Source organism: Haloferax sp. Atlit-6N, assembly GCF_003383195.1.
Classification (GTDB): Archaea; Halobacteriota; Halobacteria; order Halobacteriales; family Haloferacaceae; genus Haloferax; species Haloferax gibbonsii.
The window spans coordinates 354344-369714 of the sequence record NZ_QEQJ01000004.1; the positions used below are offsets into that span (position 1 = coordinate 354344).

The following is a 15371-nucleotide window of genomic DNA, read 5'->3' on the forward strand; positions in this document are numbered from 1 at the left end:
CGACACCCCGAGGGAGTGACACGCATGACCGACGAGCAGACGCCGCCCCGAGGTCGCGGCCCGAACGCGGACGAACCGCACGCACTCACGGGACTGCTGTCGTTCTGGGAGACGGTCGTGGAGGACGCCGAGGCGACCGCGGCCGAGTACGAAGACGAGGGCTGGGAGACGCTCGTGCTCCACCCGGGCGACGTGACGGTGCTGCCGCCGGCGAACCTGCCCGAGGCGACGGAGCGCGTCGGCTTCGACGTGCTCGTCCCCGGGAGCGAGTTCGAGTCGCTGTCGACGTGGGTCGAGTCGGCCGCCTTCGACCGCTACGACGTGTACCGCGCCCGCGAGGACGACACCGTGTTCGTCGTCTCGGTCGTCCAGGACGCCGCGGCGTCGAAGGCCGTCGTCGTCCCGCTGTACTACGGGCTGGACAAAGTGGACGCGATGGCGACGAAGGCGCGAGAACGGGGCGAACTGCGCCTCTACGTCCGGCCGGTCGAGGCGGACCGACGCGTCGAGTTAGTCCAGTCGGAGCCGGACCCGCTTTTCCCCTGACTCCGAGTCGGCGCGGAGTCGGCTCTGAACCGACCCCGGCCGCGAGGGCTCACTCCTCGTCCGACAGCTCTTCTTGTCGCAGTTCCGTGCTCGCCTCGCGGACCTCCCGCATGACGCTGGAGATGCGCTCTTCGGCTTCGAGTTCCTCTTCGACCGAGAGGTCGACGCCCTCGACTTCGAGCAGGAACTTGGCGATTTCCGTCACCTCGTACATCATCTCGTCGAGTTCCTCGGCCGTGAAGAAGCCCGACATCGCGCCGTAGAGGAACGTCGCGCCCGACTTCCGGACCTTGTCTCGGAACGCCGAGCGGGCCTGATTGACCGCCTGCGGGGTGTAGGTGTCGGTCATGAAGGGGACGAGCTCGGGGAGGTTGTTCCCGATTTTCGTCATCTCGACGCCCGTCTCGGTCCGGAAGTCGGCGCAGAGTCGCGCGATGGCCCACTCGCGGGCCGTCACGTAGGTCCGCTGGCGGAGGAAGTCGTTGACGCGGTCGTACTGCGCGCCGTCGACTTTCTTGAACCGGGCGTACTTCTGTACGTCCTCCGGAACAGCGTCTTCGACGTCTTCGGCGTCGGAATCTGCACCGTCGGCGTCGGCCTCGGGGTCGGCCGCGTCAGCGTCGGCCGGGCCGGCCTCGGCCGCGTCGGCGGCCTCCGCGTCCGTCGGTTCCGCGTCTGTCGTCTCCGCAGTTGCCGTCGCCGCGTCTGCCGCCGTTTCGTCCGCCTCCGCACCCGGGTCCGCGTCGGCGCGAGTCGCCTCCTCGGCGTCGCCCGCGCCGGTCTCGAACTCGTCGGACTCGTCTGTCATACCGCGGGCTACCGCGGCACGGCCGAAAAGGGTTCCGCGACGCGCGGTCCCCCCGCCGGCGGGGGTGTCGCCCCCCGATTCCGGGCAAGGGTTTTCTATCGCGACCGCGAGATTGGGAATCATGAAGGTACTGCTCGGAATCGGTGGCAGCGACGATTCCATCCGAGCGCTCGAAAAGACGGTCGAACGGACGGCCAACGTGGACGACGACCTCACGGTCGCCATCGTCGACAACCCGTCGGTCGAGCGCTCGCGCGAGGACATCGAAACGCGGGTGACGGAACTGCTCGACGAACGGGGCGTCGAGGCGACCGTCCGCCTGCTCGACGGCGACGCGGGGAGCGCCCTCGTGGACCTCGCCGAGAACGAGGGGTTCGACCAACTGGTGCTCGGCGGCGGCGAGACGAGTCCGATGGGGAAGATACAGATCGGTAGCATCGCGGAGTTCGTCCTCTTGAACTCCCACGTGACCGTCACCCTAGTACGATGAGCGACCGAACGTTCTCCGACGCCGTCGCCGACCCGTACGACGCGCCGCCGCTGTCGTTCACCGACAGGGAAGACCGCACCATCGAGGTGCGCGCCTACGACGGCTCAGACGAGGAGATGGAGGCGCTCGTCGAGATGTACGACGCGTTCGACCCCTCGGACCGCGCGCAGGGCATCCCGCCGGGACGCGAGGACCGCATCCGCGACTGGCTGGAGAACATCCTCGACGAGGACTGCCTGAACGTCATCGCGTGGGACGGCGGCGAGGTGGCCGGTCACGCGACGCTCGTCCCCGACGGCGACGCCTACGAACTCGCCATCTTCGTCCACCAGACGTACCAGCGCGCCGGTATCGGCACGCGGCTCATCAAGGCGCTGCTCGGCTACGGCCGAGTGTCCGGCGTCGAGAAGGTGTGGCTCACGGTCGAGCGCTGGAACCGCGCGGCGGTCGGGCTCTACCAGACCGTCGGCTTCGAGACGAGCGACGCCGAGAGCTTCGAACTGGAGATGACCATCCGGCTCGCCGAACCCCCGGACGAGGAGGGCGGCTGAAGGCGGCAGACCACGGCGACCTGCGACTCAGACCGAGAGCACGGGCTGGCTGGCGTACAGGAGAACGTACTCGGCGGCCTTGGCGAGCACTTCGCCGGGGTCGCCCGAGACCGGCTCTCGGGGCACGACGATGAAGTCCGCGTTCAGCTCTTCTGCGGTGTCGAGGACGACGCTTCCGGGGTGGCGGAGCTTGCTCGTCCGCGAGAAGCCGTAGGCGACCGACGAGGTGACCGGGACGTCGGCCTCGTCGGCGAGGGCCGAGACCGTGTCGGTGACGGCCTTGCTGTCCTCGGCGACGGCGTCCTCGTCGACGACGCCCTGCTCTATGGCGCGGACGACGTCCTCGCCGAGGACGTGGACGGCGTGGACCGCGGCGTCGTACTCGGCCGCGACGGCGGCGGCGTACTCCGCCGCGCGCGTCGCCTCGTCGCTTTGGTCGACCGGCACGAGAACGAGGTCGATAGAGAGCGGGCGCGGTGACATGTCCCCACCTGCGTCGGGCGACGACAAAAAACTCACCCCACGGTCCCGACGGTCGGTCGTCCCAGACTGGTTTTATGCCGCCCCACTGTGAACCCGTAGGCATGTTCGACACCATCGTCATCGCCACCGACGGCTCGGCGAGCGTCCGCCGGGGGGTCCGCGTCGCGGTCGACCTCGCAGAGCGGTTCGACGCGTCGGTCCACGCGCTGTACGTCGTCGACGCCGGCGACGTGGAGACCGCGCCGGAGCGACTCCGCGACGAGATGCGCGACGCGCTCACCGAGCGCGGCGAGGAGGCGCTCGCCGAGGTCGAGGCCGCGACCGACCGCGACGTGACCCTCGCGGTTCGAGAGGGCCGCCCCGCCGCCGAGATTTCGAACTACGCCCGCGAGGTGGACGCCGACGCCGTCGCCATGGGCACCCGCGGCCGCCACGGCGAGAACCGCTTTCTCATCGGGAGCGTCGCCGAGCGCGTCGTCCGGACCTGTCCGGTGCCGGTGCTGACGGTCCGCCAGTTGGAAGAGGGGACGACGGACTCCTTACTGAGCGACGAGGCCGCCTGAGCGGGCTGCGGGACTCGGTTCGGTCGCGGGCCGCGAGCCGTTCGACGCGGTCGCCGCCGACGGAATCGGGAGGAGTTTTCCCCGTCGCGCCCGAGTTCGGCGTATGGAAGACGAGCTCATCGACAGTTCTCAGCTCTCGCTCCCCCGCAAGTCCGTGCTCCCCGGTGCCGGATTCTTCTACCCCGACTCGTTCGACGAGGAACGCGCCGAAGAGCGCGCCAAGGAGAAGCTCGAAGACGCGTCGGTCGCGGTCGTCACCGACACCGACGCCGACGGCCTCGGCTGCGTCGCCCTCCTCCGGGAGGCCTACGACGCGGCCCTCGACGTGGCCGACTTCGAAGCGCGAATCGAGGAGAAACTCAGCGACGAGGACGAGGACGAAGACGACGAGGAGGAAGAAGAGCGACCGAAGTCGCCGGTCGCGCTGATGGGGTCGAGCCCGTACTCGCTCGAAGACGACCTCCAGCGCGTGGCCGACTACGCCCCCGAGGGCGTCGAGGTGTACGTCTGTGACCTCTGTCCGGACAAGTTCGAGTACGTCGAGGAGGAACTCGCCGCGCTCGTCGAGACGGCGGGCGAGATTCACTGGTACGACCACCACCAGTGGAAGCCGGAGGTCGCCGAGGCGGTCCGCGAGGCCGGCGTCGACCTCGTCGTCGGCGAGTCCGACGAGGAGTGTTCGACCGACGTGACGCTCCGCGAACTCGACTACGAGTTCGACGAGCGCTTTTCCGAACTCGCGGCCGTCACCCGCGACCACGACCTCTGGCTGAACGAAGACGAGCGGAGTCAGGACCTCGCGGACTACGCCTACTGGACCTCGAAAGAGGAGTACGTCGCCGTCGTCGGCGCGTACGGCGCGGACCTCCCGCCGGTCGTCGAGGAGTACATCGCCCACCGCCGCGTCGAAAAGGAGAACCTCATCCAGGCCGCCGTCGACCGCGCCGAACTGAAGACCGTCGGCGACTGGACGGTCGGCGTCACCTACGGCCGGTGCTCCCAGAACGAGGTCGCCGACGCCCTCCGCGAGGCGGGCGCGGACGCCGCGGTCGTCGTCAAGCCCGCCGGGAGCGCCAGCATCCGCGGCTCCGACGACTTCGAGCGCTGTCACGAGGTCGCCGACCTCGTCAACGGCGGCGGCCACCCGAAGGCCGCCGGCTGTAAGCCCGACATCTACGACGACATGCTCGACTACGCCCACCACTGGACGACGCAGGGCGCGACGACGAAGCGCGTCATCCTCCGGGCGTTCGAACAGGTCGCAGACGCGGTCGCGGAAGCGGAAGCCGAAACCGACGACGAGGACGAGGCGGACGACGAAGGCGTCGAGACCGAGCGCTAACGACGAACGCGACTCCGAAACCGACTCCGAAGCGGAAAACCAGCGTCGAAAAGCGGGGGTCGATTACGCGTCGTCGACGACCCAGCGGTCGGAGTACGTCGTTCCGCAGGTACACTTGGCGTAGGCGTGGACCACGTCGCCCTCCTCGTAGATGCCGCCGACCTCCTCGTTTTGCGCCTCGGCGAACGAGAAGATGAACTTGACCTCGTGGTTCTCGTCGGCGGCCGCCTCGGGGCAGGTGCCGCCGCTGAGGTCGTCGTCGATGTCGCCGTCGTTGCCCATGGCGGTCTGGGCGAACTCCATGGCGTCCATGCCCGTGCCGGCCGCGAAGGCCCGGCGGCCGTCGTCGCCGGGGACGACGAGGACGTAGCCGTTTTCGACTTCGACGCCCATGTTCGGGAGCTTGCCCTGGCTGTCGAGGTACTCGTGGGTGAGATAGAGCGCCACGTCGTCGAGGCGCTCGCCTGCGAGGTACTCCGTTACCTTGCTCATACCCCGCCTAGGGCGGTCGGCGCGTAAAAGCGGCGTGTCTCGGAGTGCGACCGGTCACTCGTCGGACAGGCCGAACTTCTCGGCGATGCTCGAAAGCGAGTCGTTCGGCCGCTCAGTGACGCGGTACACCTGCCTGACGCCCGGCACGCGGAGGCCGTACTGGTAGCCGTCGTCCAGTTCGTCGAGTTCGACGGCGTCGCCGTCGGCCCGGTCGTGTTCTCGGCACCACTCGACGAGCCGATTCTCGCCGTTGTTCGGGGTGCGAGCGAGGCGCTTGTTGTCGTACGCGCCGCGAATCACGAGTCCCGAGGCGTCGGCCGAGAGGCGGGCGTGGTAGGCGGTGCCGTCGAGGTGGAGCCGAACGAAATCGCCGTCTTCGGCGGTCACGTCGTCCGGAACGCGCAAGCAGGGGCGACGGGTACCGCCGCTCCGGGCGATGTTCGCGCGGAACGTCTGGACCGACGGATGGTCGGAGGGCAGTTGCTCTGGCACGGGAAAGAGAGGAGTGAGACGGCGTTATTCGTCCGCTTCTTCGTCGTCGCCCTCGCCGAAGGCGGCGGCGACGTCGCCCTCACCGGAGACGACCTTCGCGTTGATCTGGACGGTCTCACCGGAGACCTCGCGGCCGCGGACGGTGACGCGCTTGCGCTCGCCGTCGCGGGACGGCTTGTAGCCGATGCCGTCTTTGGCGAGGATTTCCTTGAGCGCGCCGCCGGGCACGTCGGGGTGCATCGGTCGGCCGGCCTTGTCCGAACCGCCCGTCAGTTCGAGCGTGAATCCGTCGAGACCGACGGCCGCACCGTCGACCTCGTCACCGAGGTCGCGGCCGAGGAATCGGTTTGCGTCCTGTCCTTCGACGTCGACTTGGTAGGTCGCACCGGTGTCGGGGTCGGCGACGACGACCATGAATTCTGCCATGCGCGGATGAAAACGGTCGCGGATAAAAAGTACGTCGAAAGCGCGTCTCGGGACCGTACCCGCCGAATCGGGGCGAAACGGCCGAATTCGGCGGCGTCAGGGAGGAACGACACGTACTGGTAAGAGTTAACACCTGACACGACGTACACCGTCTCATGAGCAACGATATCACCACTCGTGAGCCTGCAGACCTCGTCAAAGCCAAATCCAGGGCGCTGGTCGGCCCCGAACCGACAGACCTCGTCGAGCGCCCCCCGGCGGAGTTGGTCGAACGCCGGACCGACGCGCTCGTCGAGCGCCGGACGGAGATGTTAGTCGAGGCCGAGCCGACGACGCTCGTCGAGCGCTCGTGGTACGAGTGTACCGCCTGCGGCCACCGCTCGGGACACGGCGTCTACGAGCAGGTCTGTCCGCGGTGCGGCGGGTCGCTGAAGAACATCGGCGTGGCCCAGGAGTGACCCCTCAGACGACGTATTCGGTCTCGTCTCCGCCCGTCTCGCCTTCGGCCTCCGCTTCCTCGATGGACTCCCAGAGCGAACACCAGTCTGCGGGGTCGACGTAGCCCTCGACTTTCGCGCAGGCACCGAAGCCGTCGCCGTTCTTGTCGGGGATGTACTCCGCGCAGTTGCCGCAGTCTCGTCCGGCCTCGGTGAGGCCCGCCTCGACGGCGTCGTCCGCCTCCTGGAACTTGACCGCCTCCTTCGTGAACAGGTTCTCGGGGTCCCGCTGCTCGTTCGCCTGCGAGAGCGCCGTCCGGTAGGCCTCCGGAACCGGGCCGTGTTCGAACTCCTCCGCGGAGACCCCCTCGGGACGCTCCTCGTCGTGGTCGTCGTCCGACTCCTCTGCCGTCGTTGTCGTCTCCGTCTCCGTCTCCTGTTCGCCGCCACCACCGCCGAGGCAGCCAGCGACACCCACTACCGCACCACTCCCCACCAGTTCGAGGAACCGCCGCCTCGTTCGGCCGAATCGCGCCATAGCCGACAGCTACGTCCTCAGACCGTTTTAGTAAGCGCAGAGTTACCGTTGGACATGGTATCTTAACCGTCTCAACCCCGTCGGACGGCGGGTTCAGAATCCGTCGCTGTGACGGCTCAGAACCCGTCTTCCCAGCGGAACGTGCCGTTCCGCTGGACGACCTCGCCGTCGACTTCGATGCGCGAGTCCTCGCTCATGTCGGTGATCATGTCCACGTGGACCGCGGACTGGTTGCCGTCTTCGCCCTCGGGGAGACACGCGCCGTACGCCCGCCCGACCGCGAGGTGGATGGTGTCTCCCATCTTCTCGTCGAAGAGGATGCTGTCGGTAAAGCGGTCGATACCGCGGTTCATGCCGATGCCGAGTTCGCCGAGGCGGCGCGCGCCCTCGTCGGTGTCGAGGATGCCGGCGAGCGCGTCCTCGCCCGTGCCCGCGGAGAAGTCGACCACTTCGCCGCCCTCGAACGTCAGGTGGACGTTCTCGACGCGCTGGCCCTCCAGCGTCATCGGCACGTCGAAGAACACCTCGCCCTCGACCGCGTCCTCGACGGGCGCGGTGAACACCTCGCCCGACGGGAGGTTGTGGGAGTCGTAGGCCACGGAGGCCGCGGAGTTGACCGCGGTGCGGCCCTCGATTGACATCGTGAGGTCGGTGTCCGCCTTGACGATGCGGACCTCCGAACCGGCGTCGAGCACGTCTTTCATGTTCGCCATCTCGTCGGCGAGTTCCGACCAGTCGCGGAGAATCGCGTCGTAGACGAAGTCGGCGTACTCCTCGAACGACATGCCCGCCTGCTGGGCCGCCGCGCGGGTGGGGTGGACCGTCGAGACCCAGTCGGTGTCCATGCGCGCCTCTTTGACCTCGCTCGTGGCGCGGCCGTAGGCCTGCCGCGTCTCGATCGGCACGTCCGCGGTCGCCGCCGTGTTGCGGGTGCCGCCGAGGAAGAGCACCGAGTCGGCGGCCTCGTAGAGGGCGAGTTCGTGTTCGGGGAGGTCGAAGTCGCCGTCGTGCGCGCGGAGGTACGCCCGCTGGACCTCCTCGGAGGCGTAGGTCGTGACGACGCTCGCGCCGCGCTCGCCGAGGGCGTCGGCGACGGCGACCGCGAGGTCGTGGGCCCCCTCGCCGACGGAGACGACCACGTCGTCGCCGGCCTCGATTCGCGCGCTCCAGTCGACGAGCACCGCGGCGTGCTCGTGGATGCGTTCGTCCATACCCGAGCCTCGCGCGCGGCGGTAAAAACGTCGGCGTCTGCGGCCGCGACGCCGCCCGACCGCGGCCCCGAAAGCGGTGATTGCGGCGAACGGACCGAGCGTTACAGAACGCTTATCGCCCGATGTCCGCCATCATCTCCCGTGACTTCCATCGCACTCGCCACCGCCGAGGACCTCCCGGGACTCGTCGACGACGACGCCTCGTTCCTCGCGGCGCTCCGGGAGCGTGACGTGGCGGCGGAGCCGGTCGTCTGGTCCGACGAGTCGGTCGACTGGAGCGACTTCGACGCCGTGGTCGTCCGGTCGATTTGGGACTACTACCGGCATCCGAGGGCCTACGCCGCGTGGGTCGACCGCCTCTCCGACGCCGACTGCGCGGTGTGGAACCCGCCGACGACGCTCGACTGGAACAGCCACAAGTTCTACCTGCGCGACCTCGCCGACGCCGGCGTGTCGACGCTGCCGACCGAGTACGTCGAACGCGGCGGCGACGTGTCTCTCGAAGCCGTCTTCGAGACGCGAGGGTGGGACGAGCTCGTCGTCAAGCCCGCCGTGAGCGCGGGCGCGTTCGAGACGAGACAGTTGAGTCGCGCGGAGGCCGCCGACGCCCAGCCGTGGGTGGACGACCTCGTGGCAGAAAAAGACGTGTTGGTTCAGGAGTTCGCGCCGGACATCGAAGACGGCGAGTGGTCGCTCGTCTTCTTCGGCGACGAGTTCAGCCACGCGGTGGTCAAGCGCCCCGAGCCGGGCGACTACCGCGTCCAAGAGAAACACGGCGGGAGCGTCCACGTCGAGGAGCCGAGCGAAACGCTGCTCGATAACGCCCGGCGCGTCGTCGACGCCGTCTCGGCCCACCTCGGCGGCGACCCGCCGCTGTACGCCCGCGTCGACGGCGTGGAGCGCGGCGACGACTTCCTCCTCCTCGAAGTCGAACTCATCGAGCCAGAGCTCTTCTTCCGGACCGACGACGCCGCCGGCGACCGATTGGCCGAGGCGCTGTTGGCGCGGCTCTGAGCGGTCGGTACCGTCGGCGGAACGGTCGGTCTCGGCGGCGACCGCGCACGCGCCAAACCACAACCACTACCACCCCCCGCGGACGATGCCGACGCATGCAATTAGGCGTCATCGGCCTCGGCCGGATGGGGCGCATCGTAGTCGACCGAGTGCTCGATGCCGGGCACGAGGTCGTGGCCTTCGACCTCTCGGCGGAAGCCGTCGCGGCGGCCGCCGACGCGGGTGCCGAACCCGCGGACAGCGTCGCCGACCTCGTCGACCGGCTCGGCGACGACAAGCGAATCTGGCTCATGGTCCCCGCGGGCGACGCGGTGGACGCGACCCTCGACGACCTCGACCCGCATCTCGACGGGGACGACGTGGTCGTCGACGGCGGCAACTCCCACTTCGAGGAGTCCGTGCGGCGCGCCGAGGCGTGCTCGGCGGCCTACCTCGACTGCGGCACCTCCGGGGGCCCCGCCGGTGCCGAACTCGGCTTCTCGCTCATGGTCGGCGGCCCGCAGTGGGCCTACGACGAGCTGTCTCCCGTCTTCGACGCCGTGGCGACCGGCCCCGCCGGCCACGGCCACATGGGCGACTCCGGCTCCGGCCACTACGTGAAGATGGTCCACAACGGGGTCGAGTACGCGCTGATGCAGGCGTACGGCGAGGGCTTCGAACTGCTCGCCGAGGGCCGCTACGACCTCGACCTCGAATCGGTCGCGCAGACGTGGAACAACGGCGCGGTCATCCGCTCGTGGCTTCTCGAACTCTGCGAGGAGGCGTTCCGCGAGGAGGGAAGCGACCTCGGCGACGTGGACGACCACGTCGCGGGCGGCTCGACGGGCACGTGGACGGTCCAGGAGGCGCTCGAACAGGAGGTCCCGGTCCCGCTCATCTACCAGTCGCTCGCCGAGCGGTTCGGCTCCCGCGCCGACGACCGCTTCTCCCGTCGCCTCGCCAACCGGCTCCGGTACGGCTTCGGCCGCCACGAGGTCGCTCGGAAGGACGACTGACGGGGTCTGACGCGGCCCCCGTCGGCGCGAGCGCGATACCGGGGGCGGCCTCGATATGATACCGAGGGCCACCTCGATATTGTGGGAACCCGCGTGAGACCCGCGTCTCGGCGGTGAAATCGACCGCCCGCGGGTGCCGCCACAATCACAATTTCCTTAACCCCTCCCTCCATATCCGCCGGTATGGCAGTCATCAGTCTGGTGGGTGTCGGGGCCGGATTGGTCCTGGTACTCCTCGCCGTCGCCCTGCACTACTCGAAGGGCACCGGCTGGGAGCCGACCGCCGACATCACACAGGAAGTCCTCGAACGCCGCGCGGCGACCGTCGCAGAGACCGACTTCCCCGAGCCGATGAACCGTTCCATCGGCGGGGGCGGCGGCGTCGCCGCGGTCGCGGGCGGCGAAGAGGGCGCCGAGCTCGAAGGCGAGGAGGCGGAAGAAGAGCCGAGCCCCGCCGACATGCCCGAAGACGAAGTCGAGTACTTCGAAGTCGAGTTCGTCAAGCAGGGCGAGACCATCGAACTGGCGAGCAACGAGACGGTGCTCGACCAGGGTGAAGACGCCGGGATGGACCTCCCCTATGCGTGCCGGCAGGGTTCCTGTGTCTCCTGTGCCGCGAAGATTACCAACGGCCCGGCCGAGGAGTACATCACGCACCACACGCAGGAGACCCTCTCCGACGAGGAGATGGACAACGGCTACACGCTCACCTGCGTCGCCTACCCGAAGGCCGACTTCGCCATCGAGACCGGCGAAGCGCCGTAACGCGACGAACCGCAACCACCCACCGTTTCTCTCGACGCCACCCGTTTCGGTGAGCCGCGCCCGTCCCGTTCGGCCCCGAGGTTCGCGGTTCGCGGTTCACGGTTCGCGGCTGTCGCCCCCGGTCGCTCCCGCTTGTCGGCGAGGCGAATCCGAGGGGCGAAGACGCCTATCGACGCTTTCAAACGGTCTCCGCGTGTCTCACCTGTTCAGTGTCCCTCCCCGAAGGAGGTTCCCTCACCGAAGGCGACCTCAAACGGCCGATGTTCGAACTGGCGTGGCCCATTATCGTCACCGAACTCCTCCAGGTGGCGTACAACCTCGCCGACACCGTCTGGCTCGGTCGGCTCTCGACCGACGCCGTCGCCGCCATCAGCCTCGCGTTTCCCCTCATCTTCCTACTCATCTCCGTCGGCGGCGGCTTCACCGTCGCCGGGAGCACGCTCGTCGCCCAGTACACCGGCGCGAAAAGCGAGGGCTCCGCCGGGACCGTCGCCGGGCAGACGCTCACGTTCATCACCGTCATCGCCGTCGTCGTCGGCGTCATCGGCTTTTTCGCCACCGACGCGATGCTCGGCGTCCTCCCGAGTTCGGAGGCGACCGCCGGGCAGGTCATCCCCCTCGCCGGCGACTACATGCGCGTGTTCTTCCTCGGCCTACCGTTCCTCTTCGGCTTCTTCGTCTTCTCCGCGCTCATGCGCGGCTACGGCAACACCCGCGCCCCGATGGTCGTGATGTTCATCAGCGTCGTCATCAACATCGTCATCGACCCCGTGTTCATCTTCGGCTTCGACGCCAATCCGCTGTTTTCGATGCTCGGATTAGAGGGGCTTCAGGCGAGCCTCTTCACCGCCACGGGCTTTGACGGCTTCAAAGTCGCCGGCGCGGCGTACGCGACGGTCCTCTCTCGCGCCGTCGCCACCATCATCGGCATCTACGTCATCTTCGGGACGAGCGCCGGCCCCGACGTGCAGCTCGCCGACTTCCGCCCGCAGTTCGAGTACATCAAGAAAATCGTCGATATCGGCGTCCCGAGCGCCATCGAGCAGTCCGCCACCGCCCTCGGTTTCATCACCCTCACCGCGATGGTCGTCACGTTCAAGCCCGAGGTCGTCGCCGCGTTCGGCCTCGGCAACCGACTCACGTCGCTGGTGTTCCTCCCGGCGCTCGGCCTCGGACGGGCGACGAACACCATCGTCGGCCAGAACCTCGGCGCGCAGAAACCCGACCGCGCCGAGAGCGCCGTCTGGCTCGCCGCCAAGGTCGGCGCGAGCGTCATGCTCGTCACCGGCGTGCTCGCCTACGTCTTCGCCGAACCCATCGTCGCGTTCTTCCTCCAAACCGGGACCGCGTCGGCCGCCCAGACGATCGACCTCGGCGTCGAGTACATCCGCATCCGGGCGTTCGAATTCGGTTTCATCGGCGTCCTCCAGGTCGTCCTCGGCGCGTACCGCGGCGCGGGGAACACCAAGACCGCCCTCGGTTTCTCGCTGTTCGCGCTCTGGTTGGGCCGCGTGCCAATCGTCTACCTGCTTTCGTTCCAGTTCGGGTTCGCCGAGACGGGCATCTGGCTCGGGATGGCCGTCGGGCAGATTCTCGGCGCGATTGCGGCCACGGCGTGGTTCACCCGTGGCACGTGGAAACACAGCGTCGTCGACGCCGACGCGACCGGAACGTAATCGGCCGCCGGCGTGGGTTCCACAACGGTTTTACGTCGGTGCCGTGTAGCTCTCTCCGCTGAGGGCCCGTAGCTCAGTGGACAGAGTGCTTGGTTCCGGACCAAGATGTCGCGGGTTCAAATCCCGTCGGGTCCGTTCGCTCCGCTCACTCCCCCGACGACTTCCCGCTCGCTTGCGCTCGCGGGAATCCCGTCGGGTCCGTCATTTTCTAAAACGGCATATTCGACGCAGAGAGACCCCAGAAGTTCCCTCACCGCTTCAATGAACAAACTGTCCAAGATTTCGTTCGTTCCCAACGCTACCTATTCCATCGTGAGTTCCGGAAGCCGCTCCTGAAACAACCTATCCAGAACCGTCCACAGAATCTCTGTCGGAATCTGCTTCTCGAACTGAGCCGCCTCGTGATTGGTCTCTCCTTCGTCGGGCAGATAATACTGGAAATGAACCGCCCCAAGTTCGGGATGGTCGTCGTCCCGATGCCATCCACAATTGAACTCTGTATTCGGGTCTGCGTAATGAATCCGAAATTGTGACTCGTCTCCGGCGAACCGCCACTCCACGTCGAGTGTTGGAGACTCTGGCCCAGTCGCCGGCACGACTCGATTGGGGTCAAGTTCTGCTTGGATGTACTTCTTGACGATGCTGTCCGGTTCGTAGGACACCGACGTGACTGCAGGATGTCGCTGCAGAACGTCCTTTAGTCCCTCGTAGACCGAACTGTCGATAGTTCCGGATAAGCCCATTTGATCACGCGGAGATGGAGTCCCGTTTGGTCGCCCAGTCGTACTCGTTGAGCGCTGCTCGAACGACCGGAATTCGGTCGGCGAGGTGTTCCCACTCGCTGGCGACTTCCCGGCGTTCCGCGACTTCGTCGGCGTCGTCGAGGTCCGCGATACTCGCCCGAAGTTCGCCTGGTGTCTCGACATCATACGACTGCTTCCAGTCCGTGATCTTGCTCCGCATCGAATCGAGGGCGTTCGTCAACTCCTCCCGGCTATGTTCTCGCTGGAGTGCCGCGACCTCTCGGTAGGTCGCCATCAGCTGGTCAACGCAGTAGAGCGTCTGGTCGCCCTGTTCGATTTTGCGGAGGACGTTGTCCTCAACGAGCTGGTCCAGATACTTCTGGGCCGTCTTGACGGAAACATCAGTCTCGTTTGCGACCCACGACGCGGTTCGAGGCGTTCGAAGGGTGCGGGCGGCGGCACGGATGCGCTCGCCTCGGGTCATCGAAGCACGAGGGTCGTTCTGGGTTTCGTCGGGCATACTCGGTTCTACGAAGTGGTAAAACATATATCCACTAGGTTGGAAATATGGGTCTGACAAAGGATAGCGTTCGTCTGATGAACGAGATGAATCCAAAAATGCAGTCTACTGGTCGTGCTGGAAATGTATCGTACAGCCCCTCAACCGCCTGAAATCTAGACCCCGTTCGCCCACCGAACGAAAGCCCGTCGGGTCCGTACAGTTCTGGAACGCTTTAGAACCAAAGAGCGGGCTCTCTACCCGTCGAATCGCATATTTTCCTGTCGACAGATTTCGTCACGTAGCATGACGAACTCACTACAATCTTCAGAACACAAAGTACAGCAGTACACTCATTACATCAGTACACATATTTCACAGTATGCCCGTGAGCATCGACGACTTCGAATCTGGTGACCTTCCACGAGGGCCAAGCGTCCCCGAACAGGTGGTCACGTACCTCTACACTCACAGCGACCAAGCATTCACCCGCTCTGAGATTGCGACTGCCATCAGCGAGAACCCGAATACCGTCGGGACTGCACTCTCCCGCTTGAAGGACCGCAACCTCGTTCGCCACAAGGGAGAGTTCTGGGCAATCGCAGAGGACCAAGAGCGTGTCGCTGCCGCCTACGACCTCCACACCACGAGCGAGCGACTCAACGACGAAGACAGTGGCATCGACGCCGACGAGTGGGACTCAGTCGCTCCGGAGACACCACATCCGAGCGAACGAGACGAGGACCGACAGTAGATGCAGCCAGAGCGCGGAGACGTCGTCCGGAGTTCTGACCCCTTCAAACTCGGTGATGACAAGCAACGACCGTGGCTCATCGTCAACAACGACTCTCACCCGTTCGGTGGCCAGCAGTACATTGCGGTCGCTATCTCGACGAAAGAGTACGACGACTCACTCCCGCTCACCGATGGCCTCTGGGAAATCGGTGGTGTTCCTCGCGACTCGTTCGTCTCTCCGTGGGCAGTTCACTCACCTCGCAAAGAGGATTTCGTGGCGTGGCAGGGACGTCTCGAAGAGACGTTTGTCGACCGCGTCGTCGAGCAGGTTGAACAGTATCTGAGGTAGCCAGAACTGAGAGTCGCTAATCGCCAGACAACGAACCGATTAAACCAAATTCGTCACACACGATGACGCATTCCCTTCGGGTCCGTCATTTTCTAAAACCACATATTCAGTGCATAGAGGCCACAGAAGGTTCCTCGACAGTTGGACGAACGAACTACCGTAGATTTCGTTCGCCGAGAGGGAATGGTACCTATCGAACCAGACCGTATCGAGATA

The 15371-nt window shown here is 66.4% G+C and carries 21 protein-coding genes and 1 tRNA gene; 13 read left to right on the forward strand and 9 right to left on the reverse strand.

The features are described 5' to 3' along the window. The first annotated feature begins 24 nt into the window (after positions 1-24). Complete coding sequence (locus DEQ92_RS15780; protein ID WP_004976466.1) at positions 25-546, forward strand: hypothetical protein; 522 nt, start codon at positions 25-27, stop codon at positions 544-546. 49 nt (positions 547-595) lie between these two features. On the opposite strand, the gene DEQ92_RS15785 is transcribed toward DEQ92_RS15780, so the two are convergent. Beyond that, on the reverse strand, positions 596-1354 hold the full coding sequence (locus tag DEQ92_RS15785; protein WP_004976467.1) for a DUF5806 family protein: 759 nt from the start codon (positions 1352-1354) through the stop codon (positions 596-598). 121 nt (positions 1355-1475) lie between these two features. Between DEQ92_RS15785 and DEQ92_RS15790 the strand changes: the two genes are divergently transcribed. After that, the gene (locus tag DEQ92_RS15790; RefSeq protein ID WP_004976468.1) at positions 1476-1844 is read left to right on the forward strand and encodes a universal stress protein; all 369 of its coding nucleotides are present in this window, start codon (positions 1476-1478) and stop codon (positions 1842-1844) included. Beyond that, positions 1841-2395, forward strand: a complete 555-nt coding sequence (locus DEQ92_RS15795) for a GNAT family N-acetyltransferase (RefSeq protein WP_004976469.1) — start codon at positions 1841-1843, stop codon at positions 2393-2395. The genes DEQ92_RS15790 and DEQ92_RS15795 overlap by 4 nt, the downstream gene beginning before the upstream one ends. Positions 2396-2422: 27 nt before the next feature. On the opposite strand, the gene DEQ92_RS15800 is transcribed toward DEQ92_RS15795, so the two are convergent. Continuing rightward, positions 2423-2878 carry a universal stress protein gene (locus tag DEQ92_RS15800; protein ID WP_004976470.1) on the reverse strand — a complete coding sequence of 152 codons (456 nt, stop codon included), beginning with the start codon at positions 2876-2878 and terminating at the stop codon, positions 2423-2425. 101 nt (positions 2879-2979) lie between these two features. Here DEQ92_RS15800 and DEQ92_RS15805 point away from each other — a divergent pair, with 101 nt between their 5' ends. Together DEQ92_RS15805 and DEQ92_RS15810 are read left to right on the forward strand one after the other, a co-directional pair. Then, a complete protein-coding gene (locus tag DEQ92_RS15805) occupies positions 2980-3441 on the forward strand; it encodes a universal stress protein (RefSeq protein ID WP_004976471.1) in 462 nt (153 codons plus the stop codon). A 103-nt stretch (positions 3442-3544) separates the two neighbouring features. Next, positions 3545-4783 (forward strand): DHH family phosphoesterase, encoded by a 1239-nt coding sequence (locus DEQ92_RS15810; RefSeq protein WP_004976472.1) that lies wholly within the window; start codon positions 3545-3547, stop codon positions 4781-4783. A 63-nt stretch (positions 4784-4846) separates the two neighbouring features. Here DEQ92_RS15810 and DEQ92_RS15815 read toward each other — a convergent pair whose 3' ends face one another. Genes DEQ92_RS15815 through DEQ92_RS15825 form a run of 3 tightly spaced genes read right to left on the reverse strand, consistent with a single transcriptional unit; the run spans position 4847 to position 6193 of the window. Beyond that, positions 4847-5275 carry a DUF5807 family protein gene (locus DEQ92_RS15815; protein ID WP_004976473.1) on the reverse strand — a complete coding sequence of 143 codons (429 nt, stop codon included), beginning with the start codon at positions 5273-5275 and terminating at the stop codon, positions 4847-4849. A gap of 54 nt (positions 5276-5329) precedes the next feature. Next, entirely contained in the window at positions 5330-5767 is a 438-nt protein-coding gene (locus tag DEQ92_RS15820) for a hypothetical protein (protein ID WP_008096630.1), read from the reverse strand. Between the two features lie 24 nt (positions 5768-5791). Continuing rightward, positions 5792-6193, reverse strand: coding sequence for a 30S ribosomal protein S6e (locus tag DEQ92_RS15825; protein ID WP_004976475.1), 402 nt, complete (start codon positions 6191-6193; stop codon positions 5792-5794). Between the two features lie 155 nt (positions 6194-6348). On the opposite strand from DEQ92_RS15825, the gene DEQ92_RS15830 reads away from it, so the two are divergent. Beyond that, positions 6349-6651 (forward strand): rubrerythrin-like domain-containing protein, encoded by a 303-nt coding sequence (locus DEQ92_RS15830; RefSeq protein ID WP_050459214.1) that lies wholly within the window; start codon positions 6349-6351, stop codon positions 6649-6651. 4 nt (positions 6652-6655) lie between these two features. On the opposite strand, the gene DEQ92_RS15835 is transcribed toward DEQ92_RS15830, so the two are convergent. Together DEQ92_RS15835 and DEQ92_RS15840 are read right to left on the reverse strand one after the other, a co-directional pair. Continuing rightward, entirely contained in the window at positions 6656-7168 is a 513-nt protein-coding gene (locus tag DEQ92_RS15835; protein WP_049905176.1) for a high-potential iron-sulfur protein, read from the reverse strand. Positions 7169-7284: 116 nt separating this feature from the next. After that, positions 7285-8379 carry an aminopeptidase gene (locus tag DEQ92_RS15840; protein WP_004976478.1) on the reverse strand — a complete coding sequence of 365 codons (1095 nt, stop codon included), beginning with the start codon at positions 8377-8379 and terminating at the stop codon, positions 7285-7287. 141 nt (positions 8380-8520) lie between these two features. Between DEQ92_RS15840 and DEQ92_RS15845 the strand changes: the two genes are divergently transcribed. The 5 genes from DEQ92_RS15845 to DEQ92_RS15865 all read left to right on the forward strand — a co-directional run bounded on the left by DEQ92_RS15845 (position 8521) and on the right by DEQ92_RS15865 (position 12964). Then, positions 8521-9393 (forward strand): RimK family alpha-L-glutamate ligase, encoded by an 873-nt coding sequence (locus tag DEQ92_RS15845; RefSeq protein WP_115805390.1) that lies wholly within the window; start codon positions 8521-8523, stop codon positions 9391-9393. A 95-nt stretch (positions 9394-9488) separates the two neighbouring features. Then, entirely contained in the window at positions 9489-10388 is a 900-nt protein-coding gene (gene gnd / locus DEQ92_RS15850) for a phosphogluconate dehydrogenase (NAD(+)-dependent, decarboxylating) (protein ID WP_004976480.1), read from the forward strand. Between the two features lie 183 nt (positions 10389-10571). Beyond that, complete coding sequence (locus DEQ92_RS15855) at positions 10572-11153, forward strand: 2Fe-2S iron-sulfur cluster-binding protein (RefSeq protein ID WP_049905177.1); 582 nt, start codon at positions 10572-10574, stop codon at positions 11151-11153. Positions 11154-11362: 209 nt separating this feature from the next. Next, on the forward strand, positions 11363-12829 hold the full coding sequence (locus DEQ92_RS15860) for an MATE family efflux transporter (RefSeq protein ID WP_304999705.1): 1467 nt from the start codon (positions 11363-11365) through the stop codon (positions 12827-12829). Between the two features lie 62 nt (positions 12830-12891). Next, a tRNA-Arg gene (locus DEQ92_RS15865) sits at positions 12892-12964 on the forward strand. A 167-nt stretch (positions 12965-13131) separates the two neighbouring features. On the opposite strand, the gene DEQ92_RS15870 is transcribed toward DEQ92_RS15865, so the two are convergent. Together DEQ92_RS15870 and DEQ92_RS15875 are read right to left on the reverse strand one after the other, a co-directional pair. After that, entirely contained in the window at positions 13132-13491 is a 360-nt protein-coding gene (locus DEQ92_RS15870) for a hypothetical protein (RefSeq protein WP_233510396.1), read from the reverse strand. A gap of 85 nt (positions 13492-13576) precedes the next feature. Beyond that, on the reverse strand, positions 13577-14092 hold the full coding sequence (locus DEQ92_RS15875; RefSeq protein WP_199522743.1) for a hypothetical protein: 516 nt from the start codon (positions 14090-14092) through the stop codon (positions 13577-13579). 361 nt (positions 14093-14453) lie between these two features. On the opposite strand from DEQ92_RS15875, the gene DEQ92_RS15880 reads away from it, so the two are divergent. Both DEQ92_RS15880 and DEQ92_RS15885 read left to right on the forward strand, forming a co-directional pair. Then, positions 14454-14825: a hypothetical protein gene (locus tag DEQ92_RS15880; protein ID WP_049905178.1), complete on the forward strand. Its 372-nt coding sequence runs from the start codon at positions 14454-14456 to the stop codon at positions 14823-14825. Continuing rightward, positions 14826-15155: a type II toxin-antitoxin system PemK/MazF family toxin gene (locus tag DEQ92_RS15885; RefSeq protein WP_004976484.1), complete on the forward strand. Its 330-nt coding sequence runs from the start codon at positions 14826-14828 to the stop codon at positions 15153-15155. It begins immediately after the preceding gene. Positions 15156-15371 lie beyond the last annotated feature (216 nt).